A 14,936-nucleotide genomic window follows, 5' to 3' on the forward strand; every position below is an offset into this window, starting at 1 on the left:
CTGGGGAGTAGAAAAGCGTGAATTTTCAGGCTGAGTTAACGCATGCTATAGTTGTGTTAACTTTTCATTAACCACTTGGAAGCGAGTCTTATCATGCGAAGTGACTGGATACTGGACGTTCTCACGGACCTCAAGACTTTTGCACGCGCCAACGGCATGCCCTCGCTTGCCGAGCAATTGGACGACACTGCAATTGTCGCGATGGCCGAGATCGCCGCGATGAAGGACAAGCACGATGCTCAGCGTCACCACGGCGAGGCAGCCGTTGGAACCCATTTTGGAGGACTTGGAAAAAGCTGAAGGGCTGGCTGCTCTTCAGGCGGCCTCCGAACAGATACGTGACCATTACAGGGTCGACCACGTTGTTTATCACTGGGTCGATTCCGCCGGGGATCAATACGGTTGCGGCACCTATTCGGATACATGGCGGGATCGGTATCTCGAACAGAATTATCTGCGCGTGGATCCAGTCATATTGGGATGTTTTCAACGGTTTCATCCGGTTGACTGGAAACGTCTTGATTGGTCCAGCAAAGCGGCCCGCGCCTTTCAGGCCGAAGCCATCGAACACGGGGTCGGGAACCAGGGGTTCTCGGTGCCGATCCGCGGCCCGAACGGGCAGTTTGCACTCTTTACAGTCAGCCACTCATGCGACGACGACACGTGGGCGGGATGGACAGATGCGCATCGCCGTGACCTGATTCTGATCGCCCATACATTCAACGAAAAGGCTCTTGAGTTCGAGCCGGACCGCACGCCGGAACAGTCTCAATCGCTCAGCCCCCGCGAGGTGGACGCGATGACCTTTCTGGCCATGGGATACAGCCGGGCGCAGGTGGCGGACACGCTTGCCATCTCGGAACACACCCTGCGCGTCTATATCGAAAGCGCACGGTTCAAACTGGGTGCGATGAACACGACCCACGCGGTTGCACGCGCGATGAGTCGCGGCCTGATTGTGGTGTAAAAACCGCCGTTGCCCTGGTGCTCGTTGCACCGCACGGGTGTATGAGTAGACGTTAACGCACGTATCGGTAGTATTTTGGTCATACCTGCCCCGGTTTGCCCAAGGAGTTCCCCATGCTGCGTTACGTCTATGCCTCTGATCTGGCCGACTACCCGAAACTTGCCCGCACGATGTTCCGTGACCGCGCCGATCAATTCAAAACCCGCCTGGGTTGGGATGTTGCGATCGACGCCGATGGGTACGAACGCGACGAATATGACGACCTGAACCCGCTCTATGTAATCTGGGAAGAACCCGATGGCAGCCATGGTGGCTCCATGCGCTTTTTGCCCACCACGGGTCGCACGATGGTGAACGAACACTTTGGCGACCTGATTTCCGGCCCCATCACCAGCCCCGTCATTTGGGAATGCACCCGGTTCTGCCTGACCCGCGGCGCAGGCAGCCACGTCGCTGCGGCGCTGATGCTTGGCGGTGGCGAGATTATGCAGAATTTCGGCGTTGAGCATTTCGTCGGCGTGTTTGATGCCCGCATGGTCCGGATCTATCGCCTGATCGGATCTTCGCCCGAGGTTCTGGGCAGCGCCGGCACCGGCCGTGACCAGATCAGTGTCGGCTTGTGGCACTTCGATGACAGCGCCGCCGCCAAAGTGGCAGAACGCGCAGGCGTGCCGCTCGACCGCTCGCGCCAGTGGTTCGACCGCGCCTTTGGCACACAAACCGCTACCGCCTTTGCCCGCAGCGCCTAAACCCGCTGGTCCATGGCGTAGCCCGCATATAGGGTCGCGCCATGACCACAGCCCTTGCCCTCTCCGACGATCAGGCCAACGCGTTCGACGCGGTGACCGACCTGCTGCGCGGGGCGGGCATCGACCTGGACGATGCGCTGCTGACGCCGCCCAAATCGTCAACCGCATCGGTCATGGCGATCACGGGCAAGGCGGGATCGGGCAAAACGCTGCTGCTGTCTGAACTCTACAAGGCACTCGAGGGCGCAGGCGTCGAAGTGGTGTCCGGCGACTACGAATCGCGCAAGCGCCGCGACAAACGCACCCTCGCCATCCTGGCCCCCACGAACAAGGCCGCATCGGTTCTGCGTTTTCGCGGTGTGCCCGCGACAACCATCCACCGCATCCTCTACACGCCGGTCTATGACCCCGAATACGAACGCATCGCTGAATGGCTGGCAGGCAACGGCGACCGCCCCGAGATCGAAGGGCTGACCGATCTGGCCCTGGACCGGGCCTTTGCCTTTTACCAGAACAACAAATCCATCCCCGGCGCGCTGGCCGCTGCCGGATTGCGGGGCAGTGACTTTATCACCGGCTGGAAACGTCGCGAGGAACCACTGGATGTGGGGTTCATCGACGAAGCGTCGATGCTGGACGACAAACAGTTCGAAGACCTCAAAGAGATTTTCCCGACGCTTCTGTTGTTTGGTGACCCCGCACAGCTCGCACCCGTCAACCAATCCGGCACCATGGTGTTCGAAAAACTGCCCGAACGGCGGGTGCTGAACCTCAACCGCATCCACAGGCAAGAGGCCGACAACCCGATCCTTGATCTGGCGCACGCGCTGGCCGACCCACAGGTCGATTTCTATGCCTTCGAGCGGATGGTCGAAGAGGCGGCCAAACGCGATGAACGTGTCGTCTGGGGCCAACGGGTCGAGGTTGATCTGATGGCCCGCAGCCCGGTCCTTGTCTGGCGCAACGCCACCCGCATCCGTCTGATCAACGCCTTCCGCGCCGTCCACGGCGCGCCAGAGGATCGCCTGCTTGAGGGCGAGCCACTGATCTGCGACGGGCTGGAACTGCCGCTCAAACACCGCAAGAAACGCCTCGACCTAGAGGCCCGTGGCCTGATCAAGGGCGCGCAGGTGATCTTTCTGGGTGAGGGCCGTAAACCGGGCTTTTCGCGCCTGCACGTGATGGGCGCCGAAGATCCGCAAGTCTCCGCAGCCTCTATCGTCAAAATCGAAAAGCCGGACGAAGAAGAGCCGTTCATCCCCTTTGCCGCGCGCATGGGGGCCACGTTCCTGCATGGTGCTGCCGTGACCATTCACAAGGCGCAAGGCAGCCAATGGGACACGGTGCAGGTCTTTGCCCCCGACCTCTACACCGCCGCCCGCATGGGCCGCAGTGAGGCGGGGCAGCCGCTGTGGAAACGTCTGGCCTATGTGGCCATCACCCGCGCCCAGGAACGGCTGATCTGGGTGGTGCGCAACCGGCTGTCCAAACCCACTGGCCCGCTCAGCGTGGATGACCTGCGCAGCACGCCTGCCGCAACGCTGACGCTTGAGGTTGAGACCGACCCGTAAGGTGTGCCTTTACAGCGCACCGCATGACGGCGATGTCAGTTCCGCAATAGGGAAAATGCCGCCGACGCGCTCCATCCGGCAAAGATCGCAATCGCCAGAGACATCAGCCCGTACAAAAACGGCTGATTGCGGCTCAGGCTATACAGCCAGCGTTCCAGGCCAACTTTGCGTACGTCGATCGCCGTCTGGTATTGATCCACAACAGCGCCGTCGCGGGTCAACAGGATACGCGTCTGATACGCCCCCTCTGTCAGCGCCGCAGGCAGCTTGATCCGGGTGCGAAACAGCGTGTCATCGTCCACAACAACCTGACCTTCCAACAGTTGGAACGCCTCCGCGTTTTCGCGGATGCGGATCAGCGCGTTGACATAGCCTGTGGCATCCAAAACCGTGGTTGGCGCGCTGATGGACTGGATCATGCTGGGCACGGAAACCTTGCGCAGGATGTTCTCCCGCGTGCTCAACACGTCCTCCAGCGGGCCGCTGGTGGCAACGGCGTAATAGCTGGGCGCGGCTTCGATCTCGACCACGTCGGTGTTGACCCAGATGCCGAACCGGCGCTCTTTCTTGCGCACGGACACAGGCACGGGCGGGCCACTGATTGTGACGATGACGCCCATGTCACCCTCGGGCATCGGCGCATCGCGCTTGATCGCCCCAAAGACAAAAATTTCGGAGCCGTTGAAATTGGTGGTGATCGCCACTTCGCTCTGGCTCAGGCCAAGCACAACCTCTTCGGCGGCTGCGGCAGGCAGTGCGACAAGCAACAGGGCAAAGAGCCAGCGGATCATCAATGCCCCTCCGCCGCGCCGATGGAATAAAGCTCTGACGGCATGACCAGTAGGTCAAAGGCCAGCTTGCCACAAACCGCCAGCACCATGATCGCCAGCAGGATGCGCAACTGTTCGGCCTTCATCTTCACGCCGATCCGCGTGCCGATCTGCGCGCCGATCACGCCACCGACCAGCAGCAGCACGGCCAGCACCACGTCCACGGTAAAGTTCGTCGTGGCGTGCAACATCGTGGTGAATGCGGTGACAAAGATGATCTGGAACAGCGACGTGCCCACGACCACTTTGGTCGGCATGCCCAGCAAATAGATCATCGCGGGCACCATGATAAACCCGCCACCCACACCCATGATCGCCGCCAGAATACCGACCACGAGGCCGACCAAAAGCGGTGGAATCACAGAGATATAGAGGCCCGACACCCGGAACCGCATCTTGAACGGCAGCTTGTGGATCCAGTTGTGTTTCTTGCGCTTGGGCACCGCGCCGCCCTTGGCGGTCTTGCGGATCGCGTTCAGGCTTTCGATGAACATTAGCCCACCGATCACACCAAGAAAGACGACATAGCAAAGCTTGACCAGCAGATCGACCTGGCCCAGTGACTTGAGGTAGTTGAAGACAAAGACACCCAACGCCGCGCCGACAAGGCCGCCAATCAGCAGCACAACCCCCATCCTGAGGTCCACCGTCTTGCGCCTGAAATGCGCCAGCACACCGGAAAAGGACGAGGCGACGATCTGGTTGGCCTCAGTCGCCACCGCAACAGCGGGTGGGATGCCGATAAAGAACAGCAGCGGCGTCATCAAAAACCCGCCACCAACGCCAAACATGCCCGACAGAACGCCCACCATGCCGCCCAATCCCAAAAGCAGGAACGCGTTGACCGATACTTCGGCAATGGGCAGGTAAATTTGCATGGTCCCTGTTAGGACAGCGTTGGAACCGAAATCAAGGTGTCATGCCGCCGCGCAGCGAACTGGCTCTAAGTTTCTCGGCAATCTGGACGGATATGGTTTGCCTTTGCTCGGGTCAGCGTTCCTTGACGTATGGCTCGCCCCCCGCACGGGGCGGAATGGCCTTGCCGACAAAGCCTGCGAGAATCACCACCGTCAGAATATAGGGCAGCGCATCCAACAGTTGCACCTGCACCTTGAAGCCAAGCGCGCCCTCGATGATGTCCGGCCGCAAGGCGATGGCCTGGAGATACCCAAAGAGTAGCGTGGCCCACAGCGCATGCCAGGGTCGCCACTTGGCAAAGATTAGTGCGGCCAGCGCGATGAACCCGCGCCCGGCGGTCATGTCCTTGACGAACCCGGCTTGCAGGCCGGTGGCCAGATAGGCCCCGGCAATCCCGCACAGGATCCCGCAAATGCCCACAGCGGCAAAGCGCAGGCCAATGACGCTGACGCCTGCCGTGTCGACGGCGGCGGGGTTTTCACCCACTGCGCGCAACCGCAGGCCAAAGCGCGTGCGGAACAGGATATACCAGGTCCCCGGAACGCAGAGCAGTGCCACATAGACCAGGATCGAATGGCCTGAAATCAGCTCGGCATAGATCGGCCCGAAAAATGGAACTGTGCTGAGGGTCTCGGCAAAGGGCAGGGTGATCGGCTCGAACCGCCCGCCGCCAATCAGCGACGGGGTGCGTCCACCTTGCCGGAACCAGTCCTGCGCAATCAGAACCGTCATACCCGCAGCGAGGAAATTGATAGCTACGCCCGAAATCAGCTGGTTGCCACGGAAGGTGATAGAGGCGAGGCCGTGCACTGCCGACAACATCAGCGATGCCCCGATCCCGGCCAGAAGCCCGATCCAGACATTGCCTGTCATCGCCGCAAGCGCGGCTGAGAAAAAGGCCGCAGCCAGCATCTTGCCTTCAAGGCCGATGTCAAAAATACCGCCCCTTTCGGAAAACAGCCCGGCAAGGCAAGCCAGCAGCAGCGGCGTGGCTAGACGGACGGTGGAATCGAGGACCGACAGGTCAAAAAGTGCGAGGAAGTTCATGCGGCACCTCCACGGCGTACGGCGAGGAAGATGCGTTCGAGCGGCATACGGACCATGTTGTCGAGCGCGCCGGTGAACAGGATAACCAGCGCCTGAATGACCACGATCAGCTCGCGTGGGATCGTCGTCCAGAGTGCGAGTTCTGCGCCCCCCTGATAGAGAAAGCCAAAGAGGATCGCGGCAAGGAAAACGCCAAACGGATGACTGCGGCCCATCAGGGCCACGGCGATGCCGATGAAACCGGCGCCTTCAACGGCGTTCAGGACCAGACGCTCTGCCTCGCCCATCACGTTGTTGATCGCCATCATGCCCGCCAGTGCGCCGGAGATCAGCATGGCGATCATGGTGATGCGCACCGCGCCGATCCCGGCATAGCGCGCCGCGCGTTGCGATTTGCCATAGGACCGGATTTCAAGCCCAAGCGGTGTACGCCAGATCAGCAGCCAGACCAGAACGCAGGCGATCAACGCAATCAGCAGCGAGACATTTGCCGGTGCTGCTTTGGAAAAGGCGATGCCGAAGGGGGCCAACAGTTCATGCAGGTTGGGCAGGTGGACTGTTTCGGCAAACCGTGCCGTTGCCGGATCCATGCTGCCCGCAGGGCGCAACTGGTTGACCAGCATGTAGTTGAGGACGGCGGCGGCGATGAAGTTGAACATGATCGTGGTGATCACGATGTGGCTGCCGCGTTTTGCCTGTAGATAGGCGGGAATGGCGGCCCAAAGCGCGCCAAAGACCGCAGCACCTGCGGTGGCGGCCAGCAGGGCGACCGTCCAGTGGGGCCATGGGATAAAGAGCAGCACAAGCGCCACGCCAAGCCCGCCCAGCATCGCCTGACCCTCGCCACCGATGTTGAAAAGACCCGCGTGGAACGCCACGGAGACGGCGAGGCCGGTGAACATGAAGTTGGTGGCGTAGTAGAGCGTGTAACCCCAACCATAGGTCGACCCCAACGCGCCGGTGACCATCAGGTTGACGGCGGCCACCGGGTCTTCGCCGATGGCGAGGATGACAAGCGCCGACAGGATGGCGGCGAGGATCAGTGAGATCAGCGGCACGAGGATGACCTCGGCCCATTTTGGCATCACGTCCATGGTTTGCTTTCGTTCTCTGAATGTGTGCTGCGCACGCGCGATGTTTCAGGGGGTTTCACCCCCGTCGCTTGCGCGACTCCCCCAAGGTATTTTGGGCGAAAGGAAGAGATCATGACGCCACCCCGGCCATCAGCAGGCCCAGTTCCTTTTCGTCGGTCTGGGTGGATTGGCGTTCGCCCATGACTTGTCCGTCGAACATGACGGCGACGCGGTCGGCGAGGGACAGGATTTCCTCGAGCTCGACCGAGACCAATAGGATGGCTTTGCCCTGATCCCGCAGGGCGACGATTTGCTGGTGGATGAATTCGATGGCGCCGATATCAACGCCGCGTGTGGGTTGGCCGATCAGCAGGAGGTCTGGGTTGCGTTCGATCTCGCGGGCGAGGACGATTTTCTGTTGGTTGCCACCGGAGAAGTTCTTGGCCGCGAGGTGCGGGTGCGGGGGGCGGACGTCGAAGCGGTCCATCTTGGCCTGGGTGTCGGCCTTGATCGCGGCATTGTTGCTGAGCAACCCGGATTGGTAGCTGGCGTCGCGGTGATAGCCGAAGGCGGTGTTTTCCCAGGCGGAGAAGTCCATGATCAGGCCTTCGCGCTGGCGGTCTTCGGGAACGTGGGCGATGCCCTTGTCGCGGCGGGATCGTCCGTCGGAATGGCGGCCCGTGAGGTCGATGGGGTCGCCGTTCAGTGTCACGGTGCCCGTGGCGTCACCGTAGCCGCCGAGGACTTCGAGCAGTTCGGATTGGCCGTTGCCCGCCACACCCGCGATGCCCAGGATTTCACCTGCGCGCACTTGCAAGTCGATGCCGCGCAGCCGTTCCACACCCTGTTCGTCGACCACGCGGAGGTTTTTGACGTCCAGCACCACATCGCCGGGGGTTGCGGGTGTTTTGTCGACGCGCAGCAGGACCTTGCGGCCCACCATGAGTTCTGCCAGTTCTTCGGGGCTGGTGTCGGCGGTTTTGACCGTGGCCGTCATCTCGCCGCGGCGCATCACGCTGACAGTGTCGGTTGTGTCCATGATCTCGCGCAGCTTGTGGGTGATCAGGATGATGGTTTTGCCCTCTTCGCGCAGGCGGCCGAGGATGCGGAACAGCTGGTCCGCCTCGGCCGGGGTCAGCACGCCGGTGGGCTCGTCCAGGATCAGGATATCGGCCTGGCGGTAGAGCGCCTTGAGGATTTCGACCCGTTGCTGCATGCCGACGCCGATGTCTTCGATCAGCGCGTCGGGGTCGACGTTCAATTCGTATTCGGCGGCCAGATCAACCAGCGACTTGCGGGCCTTGGCGAGCGACGGTTTCAGGAACCCGCCGTCTTCGGCGCCGAGGATGATGTTCTCCAGCACCGTAAAATTTTCGACCAGTTTGAAGTGCTGGAACACCATGCCGATGCCTGCGGCAATCGCGGCCTGGCTGTCGGGGATGTCGGTGCGGGTGCCGGAGATAAAGATCTCGCCCGCGTCGGCCTTGTAGAAACCATAGAGGATCGACATCAGCGTCGATTTGCCTGCGCCGTTTTCGCCGATGATGCCGTGGATCGTGCCGGGCATCACGCGGATCGAGATGTCCTTGTTGGCCTGGACAGGGCCAAAGGCCTTGGAAATGCCTTTGAGCTCAATCGCGGGTGCGGTCATGTTGGCGATCCTTGGGCGCGGAGGTGTCGTGCAGAAACTGGGCCGCAACGGTGTTACCCGCGCGGCCCAGATTGTTGTGGTGCCGGTCTTAGAAGTTCAGAACCGGGCAGCTGTCGTCGGACATGTAGTCATGCACAGCCAGTTCGCCGCTGGCGATCTTGTCGGCGGCATCATCCACTGCATTGCGCATGGAATCGCTGACCAGCTCGGCATTGTGCTCGTCCAGGGCATAGCCCACGCCGCCGTTTGCCAGACCCATCACCTGGAACCCGGTTTCCATGTCGACACCGTCAGAAAAGGCCGAGAACACGGCGTTGTCGACGCGCTTCATCATGGATGTCAGGACTTTGCCCGAGTGCAGATAGTTCTGGTTGCTGTCGACGCCGATGGACAGGATGCCCTCGTCAGCAGCAGTTTGCAGAACACCCACGCCGGTGCCACCTGCGGCTGCATAAACCACATCAGCGCCCTGGCTGATCTGCGCCTTGGTCAGCTCGGAACCCTTCACGGGGTCGTTCCATGCGGAGGGTGTTGTGCCGGTCATGTTGGCCACAACAGTCGCGTCGCCATTCACGGCCTTCACGCCCTGCGCATAACCACAGGCAAATTTGCGGATCAGCGGGATGTCCATGCCGCCGATAAAGCCGACGGTGCCGGATTTCGACGCTTTGGCCGCCATCATGCCCACGAGGTACGAACCCTCATGCTCGTTGAACACCACGGACCGCACGTTGGGTGCGTCCACGACCATGTCGATGATGGTGAATTTGGTGTCGGGATAGTCCGCAGCCACCTGACCCAGCGCGTCAGCAAAGGCAAAGCCAGCCATGACGATGGGGTTTGCACCCGCTTCGGCAAAGCGGCGCAGGGCCTGCTCGCGTTGTGCTTCGGATTGCAGTTCGATCTCGCGGAACGTGCCGCCTGTCTCGTCTGCCCACCGCTTGGCACCGTTGAACGCCGCTTCGTTAAAGGATTTGTCGAACTTGCCGCCAAGGTCAAAGATCAGCGCAGGATCGGCCAGCGCGGCACCGGCCGACAGGGCCAGAGCGGCGGTCGCGCCGAGGAATTTCTGCATCAGGGTCATGGTGTCATTTCTCCCAGTTGTCATGGTTGGGGCAGCAGCAGCAGGGCTCCGCACGCCCGGGATCGCAGTGATCATACGGGATTAGGCCGCAGGGGCGGGGTGGGGTCAACCGCTTTTTGACCATTTGGGCAAGGGTTTTGCCCATGGACGCAAGGGCAAGCTGAACGGTTGTGCGGGGTGGGGCGGATTCTTCAGGATGGCACGGCGCGCAAGGCCGCTCGCAACACCAACGCATCGGCACGACCCTGCGGTCGCGCATAGTAACCGGTCCGCCGCGCCACCTCGACAAACCCACACCGGGCATAAAGCGCGCAGGCCCGGACATTGTCATGGGCCACTTCCAGAAACGCAGTGTCGGCCAAAGCGCGCGCCGCTTGCATCCAGTCCTGCATCAACGCGGCTCCGATGCCGTGTCCCTGACGGTCCGGCGACACGGCTATGGCCAACAGCTCGGCCTCACCCGCCACCGCACGCCACAGGGCAAACCCCGCCGCATCCTGCGCAGTCAGATAGGTGTTTGGCGATGCGATCAAATCCGCAATCTCGGATGCGGTCCAGGGTCGCCCGTCCGCAAAGGCGGCGGCATGAATGGCGGCGGCCGTCTCTGGCGTCACGGCAACAGGACCGGTGGCGCGTCTCGTCCCGGTGCCGCATCCGGTGGGCGCACGTAGAATGGTGCGGGTGATGGGGCAGCGGTGGGCCAACGCGCGGCGGCCGCTTGTGCAATGGCCTGCGCCAGCAGTGCTGTGGAAACGGGCGGGGCAGGGTGGTCCACGCTGTCCAATGGCACCTGATGTGCGCCAGTGGCGTCCATGACATAGACCATGCCGCGAGGTGCCGGCACAGTCACGGTCTCGCCAGGGGCGGCCAGACGCGCGCGCGCCTCGAACCCGGTGACGCCATAGGCTGGCACAGCCAACCCCAGCGCCAGACCCCGCGCAGCCGAGACACCGATGCGGATGCCGGTAAAGTTGCCCGGCCCGGTGCCCACGGCCAGCGCGCTCAGGTCACGCCATGTGGCGCCGCCCGCCTCCAGCGCTTCTTCGAGCAGCGGCATCAGGCGTTCGGCCTGTCCACGGGCCATGTCTTCGCCCTGCGCGGCCAGCACTTCGGGGCCACGGATCAATGCGGCGGCACAGTGCGGGCCAGATGTGTCCAGCCCGAGGATCAGCGGCAGATCCGTCATCGCGCGGGGTCCAGCATATCGCGCGCGGATGCCTCTGCGCGCGGCAGGTCATCCTCGATGTGCAACCAGGGCAGCGCGCGATCGGCGTGGCTGTGCAGCACTGGTTGCAGGGTTTCGGCCTGATCCAGAACGCCCACGGGCACATAGGTCTGTCCCGGCAGATAGTCGAACCGCGCCGCGAGCGGCGATCCACAGGCCGAACAGTTCCAGCGCTCGACCCCTTGGGTGTGGCTGTGACGGGTGCCCGGAATGTGCAGGCCCGTGCTTTCAAAGGCGGCAAAGGCAGCCACCGGTGCGCCTGTCCAGCGGCGGCAGTCGCGACAATGGCAATAGGCCACCAACAGGGGTGGCCCATCATGCGTCCAACGGGACGCGCCGCAATAGCATCTGGCGGTCAGCACCGGATCCGGTGGCCCATCACACCGCGACGGGGCGCACTTCGGTCACTTCGGGGATGTAGTGCCGCAGCAGGTTCTCAATCCCCATCTTGAGCGTCAGCGTCGAAGACGGGCAGCCCGCGCAGGCGCCCTGCATGTGCAGGTAGACAACGCCGCGGTCAAAGCCGTGGAACGTGATGTCGCCCCCGTCCTGCGCCACGGCAGGGCGAACCCGGCTGTCCAGCAATTCCTTGATCTGGCCCACAACAACGGCGTCCTCACCATCATGCTCGGCATGACCGGATGCGGGCGCATGGCCATCGTCCATCACGGGCTGACCCGACTGGAAATGCTCCATGATGGCGCCGAGCAGCGCGGGTTTGATGTGGTCCCAGTCGACGGCGTCGGCCTTGGTCACAGTCACGAAATCTGTGCCAAAGAACACACCCGTCACGCCCTCCACGGCAAACACCCGCGCAGCAAGTGGCGACTTCGCCGCCGCATCTGCAGTCGGAAAATCAGCCGTGCCGATTTCCAGCACGGTTTGACCCGGCAGGAATTTCAGCGTGGCGGGGTTGGGTGTCGATTCTGTCTGGATGAACATCGGGCATCTCCTGAGCGTTATACTAGGATATGCGGGTCCGGTGGTGCAGAGTCAAGGTTTGGAATGGTTCTAAACTTGTAGGGCCACAATTCTAACGGTCAGGGTCCAATTTTCGCTTAATACGTGTTATTCTGAATGCATTAAAATCCAAGTATTCAGGACGAAAATGAAAAATTACACATCCCGCGCAACGCGCGCCCGAAAAACGCCAGACGCATCCAACCTCTTTTCCAACGAACAGGCCTATGCGCTTGTCACTGACGCCGTGTCGCAACGTGTGCGCTCTCAGCTGGACGTTGATCGGCGGGCGAGACGCTCGCTTTATACATCGCTGATTGGTGTCGGGTTGACGGCCCTGATCGCAATCGGAGGGTATTTTGGCAGCATCATCATTGAAAGCGCGGTCCGAAAGCAGTTTGAGACAGCGCAGGAAGGCTTTGTATCTCGGGTGGAATTCCTGCAGCGCTCCACGTCACTTGGGGTGCAACTGACAAGGATCGACCTCTCGAGCGGATTTACACACAGTGAAATTGAGCCCGTACTTCGGGAGTTCATCGTTTTGAACGAGGCGTATGCCAAGAGGAGCAGCAGCTCATCAGACATCCCGGAAGGTCAGCTGGATGAAAATAAGGACGCATTGCGCCCGTCTTTTGATCTGCTGATCCGCAACCTGGGGCAGGGCGGTGACTTCGGCCGTATCGAAAGACTGTTGTCTCAGGCTCCGGGATATGGCGCGACCAGTCGCACCGCTATTCAAACGCTGACACAGGCATATGGGCGTCGCGTCATCGGCGCAGCAGGGGCTCCGGAGACATGGGCCGAAGGGCAACCAAGCGCCGCAGCATTCAATATCTACCGAAAGTACTCCGAACTCGCGCGGGAAAACGGATTTCCGGAAGTGTTCTTAGCACACGAACCGATTATTTGGATGATTGAGGGTCGCCCCGAAAACGCGATTGTCGATTTGGTCGCAGATATCGACGACTTGAACGAACTCGATATGGAAAACTACATGAACCTGCTTGGACGCCTTGCGACACAGGGTTTTGTAAGCCAGCAATCTGCTGAAAGCGCACGCATCCAGGACCGCGCCATCGCGTTTATTGAAAAGTACAAGAACACCTCAGAGGCCGTTGGCGCGGTGGCATTTGCGATCGACCAATAAGCTCAGGTAATCGCTTCCAGCTTTTCCTTGCTCAGATCGCCGGGCACAATTGTGATCGGGATCGGCAGGTTGCCAGCATTGCGGGTCAGTTGGGTGACCAACGGGCCGGGGCCCTTCTTGTCGGTGCCCGCACCCAGAACCAGAACGCCGATCTCGGGGTCGTCATGCACCTGCGCCATGATCTCGTCGACGGGCGGGCCTTCGCGGATCACCAGTTCGGGATCAACACCCTGCTTGTCGCGCATCCATTTGGCGAACACCTCGAAATGCGCGTGGATACGCTCCCGCGCCTCTTCGCGCATCACGTTGCCCACACCGATCCAATGGTTGAACTCGTCCGGCGGGATCACCGACAGAACCTCGACGCCGCCGCCTGTATGCGACGCCCGCATCGCGGCAAACCGCATCGCATTCAGGCACTCCTGACTGTCGTCCAATACCACCAGAAATTTGCGCATGCTGACCCCTCTTTGGCCAAAGCATGGACCAACCACACGGGCCGTGCAACCCGGATGCTAGGCGCTCGCAGCCCAGTCCCAATACATTTCGCGCACCCGGCGCGTCACCGGACCAATCTGGTACTGCGTGTCCTCAAAGGCCGACACAGGCGTGACCTTCATCATGTTGCCCGACAAAAACACCTCGTCCGCCTCGGCAAAATCGTCAAAGGACAGCACAGCCTCGTGCACCTCCATCCCGTCACCGCGCATGTTCGACATGTGCCGCGCGCGGGTGATACCGGCCAGAAAGGTGCCATTTGGGATCGGTGTGAACACCACGCCATCCTTGACCATGAACACATTCGCCGTGGCACTCTCGGCCACATTGCCCATCGCATCAGCAACCAGCGCATTGCCAAACCCACGCGACCGCACATCCGTCAGCATCCGCGCGTTGTTGGGATAAAGACACCCGGCCTTGGCGTTGACCACATTGTCCTCAAGGACAGGGCGGCGAAACCGGGTCCGGCCCAAGGTTGTCGACGCACCCTGATCGGCCATCGGAACGGCCTCGAGGCAAATGGCAAAACCGGTGGACGCGGCCTGTGGCACAATGCCTGACGGATCGCCGTCCAAACCCCAATACATCGGGCGGATATAGACCGCATCGTCCGCGCTATAGGTCGACAAACCCTCGCGCACGGCGGCGACAATATCCTCTGCCGCCATCGTGGGCGTCAGCATCAAGGCTTCGGCGGACCGGTTCACGCGCGCGCAATGGGCATCCAGATCGGGCGCACGTCCGTCAAAGAACCGCGCCCCGTCAAACACAGTCGACCCAACCCACGACCCGTGATCCGCCGCGCGCATGATCGGCACATCGCCCTCGTGCCAGGCCCCTTCAAAATACGTGCGGATCTTGCTGCCAATTGCCATGCGCTTCTCTCCCCCTTGAACGCGAACACGCTATCAGAGACAGGTCATAGGTCCAGACCTTTTTCGCGGGCGCCGGGCTAGGGCGCGCCGGTCTTGAGCTGGTACACCCCCTCGGGCAAATCCAGTGCTGCAGCCAGATCGCGCACCTGTTCGGGTGACAGCGCAATGCGCACCACCTGATCTGTGCGCGGATCATATTGCTCGACCGTGATCACCTCGGCAAAGCTGTTGACCACAACGTCCTCTTGCAGGGGCGCCTGGCCTTCGTCGACCAGTGTGATGACGGTCGCGTCGAATTCGTGCTCAATCGTAAACATAGGGCAACGCTAGGGGATCCG

18 protein-coding genes are annotated in these 14,936 nt (G+C 61.4%); 5 read left to right on the plus strand and 13 right to left on the minus strand.

The window, feature by feature from the left end; translation table 11 throughout:
• The first annotated feature begins 93 nt into the window (after window positions 1-93).
• The 4 genes from Q0936_RS03935 (at window position 94) to Q0936_RS03950 (ending at window position 3,287) form a co-directional block, all read left to right on the plus strand.
• Complete coding sequence (locus Q0936_RS03935; protein ID WP_299138050.1) at window positions 94-300, plus strand: hypothetical protein; 207 nt, start codon at window positions 94-96, stop codon at window positions 298-300.
• Window positions 236-967 (plus strand): LuxR family transcriptional regulator, encoded by a 732-nt coding sequence (locus Q0936_RS03940; protein ID WP_299138048.1) that lies wholly within the window; start codon window positions 236-238, stop codon window positions 965-967. The genes Q0936_RS03935 and Q0936_RS03940 overlap by 65 nt, the downstream gene beginning before the upstream one ends.
• 113 nt (window positions 968-1,080) lie before the next feature.
• Window positions 1,081-1,716 carry an acyl-homoserine-lactone synthase gene (locus Q0936_RS03945; RefSeq protein WP_299294620.1) on the plus strand — a complete coding sequence of 212 codons (636 nt, stop codon included), beginning with the start codon at window positions 1,081-1,083 and terminating at the stop codon, window positions 1,714-1,716.
• Window positions 1,717-1,757: 41 nt separating this feature from the next.
• Complete coding sequence (locus Q0936_RS03950; protein WP_299294622.1) at window positions 1,758-3,287, plus strand: AAA family ATPase; 1,530 nt, start codon at window positions 1,758-1,760, stop codon at window positions 3,285-3,287.
• 35 nt (window positions 3,288-3,322) lie between these two features.
• On the opposite strand, the gene Q0936_RS03955 is transcribed toward Q0936_RS03950, so the two are convergent.
• From Q0936_RS03955 to Q0936_RS04000, 10 genes are all read right to left on the minus strand, one after another.
• Window positions 3,323-4,078, minus strand: coding sequence for a TIGR02186 family protein (locus Q0936_RS03955; protein WP_299294624.1), 756 nt, complete (start codon window positions 4,076-4,078; stop codon window positions 3,323-3,325).
• Complete coding sequence (locus Q0936_RS03960) at window positions 4,078-4,995, minus strand: sulfite exporter TauE/SafE family protein (protein WP_299138040.1); 918 nt, start codon at window positions 4,993-4,995, stop codon at window positions 4,078-4,080. The genes Q0936_RS03955 and Q0936_RS03960 overlap by 1 nt, the downstream gene beginning before the upstream one ends.
• A gap of 112 nt (window positions 4,996-5,107) precedes the next feature.
• The gene (locus tag Q0936_RS03965; protein WP_299294626.1) at window positions 5,108-6,082 is read right to left on the minus strand and encodes an ABC transporter permease; all 975 of its coding nucleotides are present in this window, start codon (window positions 6,080-6,082) and stop codon (window positions 5,108-5,110) included.
• Entirely contained in the window at window positions 6,079-7,176 is a 1,098-nt protein-coding gene (locus tag Q0936_RS03970) for an ABC transporter permease (RefSeq protein WP_299294628.1), read from the minus strand. The genes Q0936_RS03965 and Q0936_RS03970 overlap by 4 nt, the downstream gene beginning before the upstream one ends.
• A 109-nt stretch (window positions 7,177-7,285) precedes the next feature.
• Window positions 7,286-8,806 (minus strand): ABC transporter ATP-binding protein, encoded by a 1,521-nt coding sequence (locus tag Q0936_RS03975; protein ID WP_299294630.1) that lies wholly within the window; start codon window positions 8,804-8,806, stop codon window positions 7,286-7,288.
• 88 nt (window positions 8,807-8,894) lie between these two features.
• On the minus strand, window positions 8,895-9,890 hold the full coding sequence (locus Q0936_RS03980; RefSeq protein WP_299138032.1) for a BMP family ABC transporter substrate-binding protein: 996 nt from the start codon (window positions 9,888-9,890) through the stop codon (window positions 8,895-8,897).
• A 191-nt stretch (window positions 9,891-10,081) separates the two neighbouring features.
• A complete protein-coding gene (rimI, locus tag Q0936_RS03985; protein ID WP_299294632.1) occupies window positions 10,082-10,504 on the minus strand; it encodes a ribosomal protein S18-alanine N-acetyltransferase in 423 nt (140 codons plus the stop codon).
• Window positions 10,501-11,076, minus strand: a complete 576-nt coding sequence (tsaB, locus tag Q0936_RS03990) for a tRNA (adenosine(37)-N6)-threonylcarbamoyltransferase complex dimerization subunit type 1 TsaB (RefSeq protein WP_299294635.1) — start codon at window positions 11,074-11,076, stop codon at window positions 10,501-10,503. Before tsaB ends, rimI begins: the two co-directional genes overlap by 4 nt.
• On the minus strand, window positions 11,073-11,477 hold the full coding sequence (locus Q0936_RS03995) for a GFA family protein (protein ID WP_299377885.1): 405 nt from the start codon (window positions 11,475-11,477) through the stop codon (window positions 11,073-11,075). Before Q0936_RS03995 ends, tsaB begins: the two co-directional genes overlap by 4 nt.
• A 16-nt stretch (window positions 11,478-11,493) precedes the next feature.
• Entirely contained in the window at window positions 11,494-12,057 is a 564-nt protein-coding gene (locus tag Q0936_RS04000) for a NifU family protein (protein ID WP_299294636.1), read from the minus strand.
• Window positions 12,058-12,223: 166 nt separating this feature from the next.
• Between Q0936_RS04000 and Q0936_RS04005 the strand changes: the two genes are divergently transcribed.
• Window positions 12,224-13,222 (plus strand): hypothetical protein, encoded by a 999-nt coding sequence (locus tag Q0936_RS04005; protein ID WP_299294638.1) that lies wholly within the window; start codon window positions 12,224-12,226, stop codon window positions 13,220-13,222.
• Window positions 13,223-13,224: 2 nt separating this feature from the next.
• On the opposite strand, the gene Q0936_RS04010 is transcribed toward Q0936_RS04005, so the two are convergent.
• From Q0936_RS04010 to Q0936_RS04020, 3 genes are all read right to left on the minus strand, one after another.
• Entirely contained in the window at window positions 13,225-13,680 is a 456-nt protein-coding gene (locus Q0936_RS04010) for a universal stress protein (protein ID WP_299138018.1), read from the minus strand.
• A 57-nt stretch (window positions 13,681-13,737) separates the two neighbouring features.
• Window positions 13,738-14,598, minus strand: a complete 861-nt coding sequence (locus Q0936_RS04015) for a branched-chain amino acid aminotransferase (protein WP_299294640.1) — start codon at window positions 14,596-14,598, stop codon at window positions 13,738-13,740.
• Between the two features lie 77 nt (window positions 14,599-14,675).
• Entirely contained in the window at window positions 14,676-14,915 is a 240-nt protein-coding gene (locus Q0936_RS04020) for a hypothetical protein (RefSeq protein ID WP_299138015.1), read from the minus strand.
• Between the last annotated feature and the right edge of the window lie 21 nt (window positions 14,916-14,936).

It is taken from the genome of uncultured Tateyamaria sp. (assembly GCF_947488715.1).
Classification (GTDB): domain Bacteria; phylum Pseudomonadota; class Alphaproteobacteria; order Rhodobacterales; family Rhodobacteraceae; genus Tateyamaria.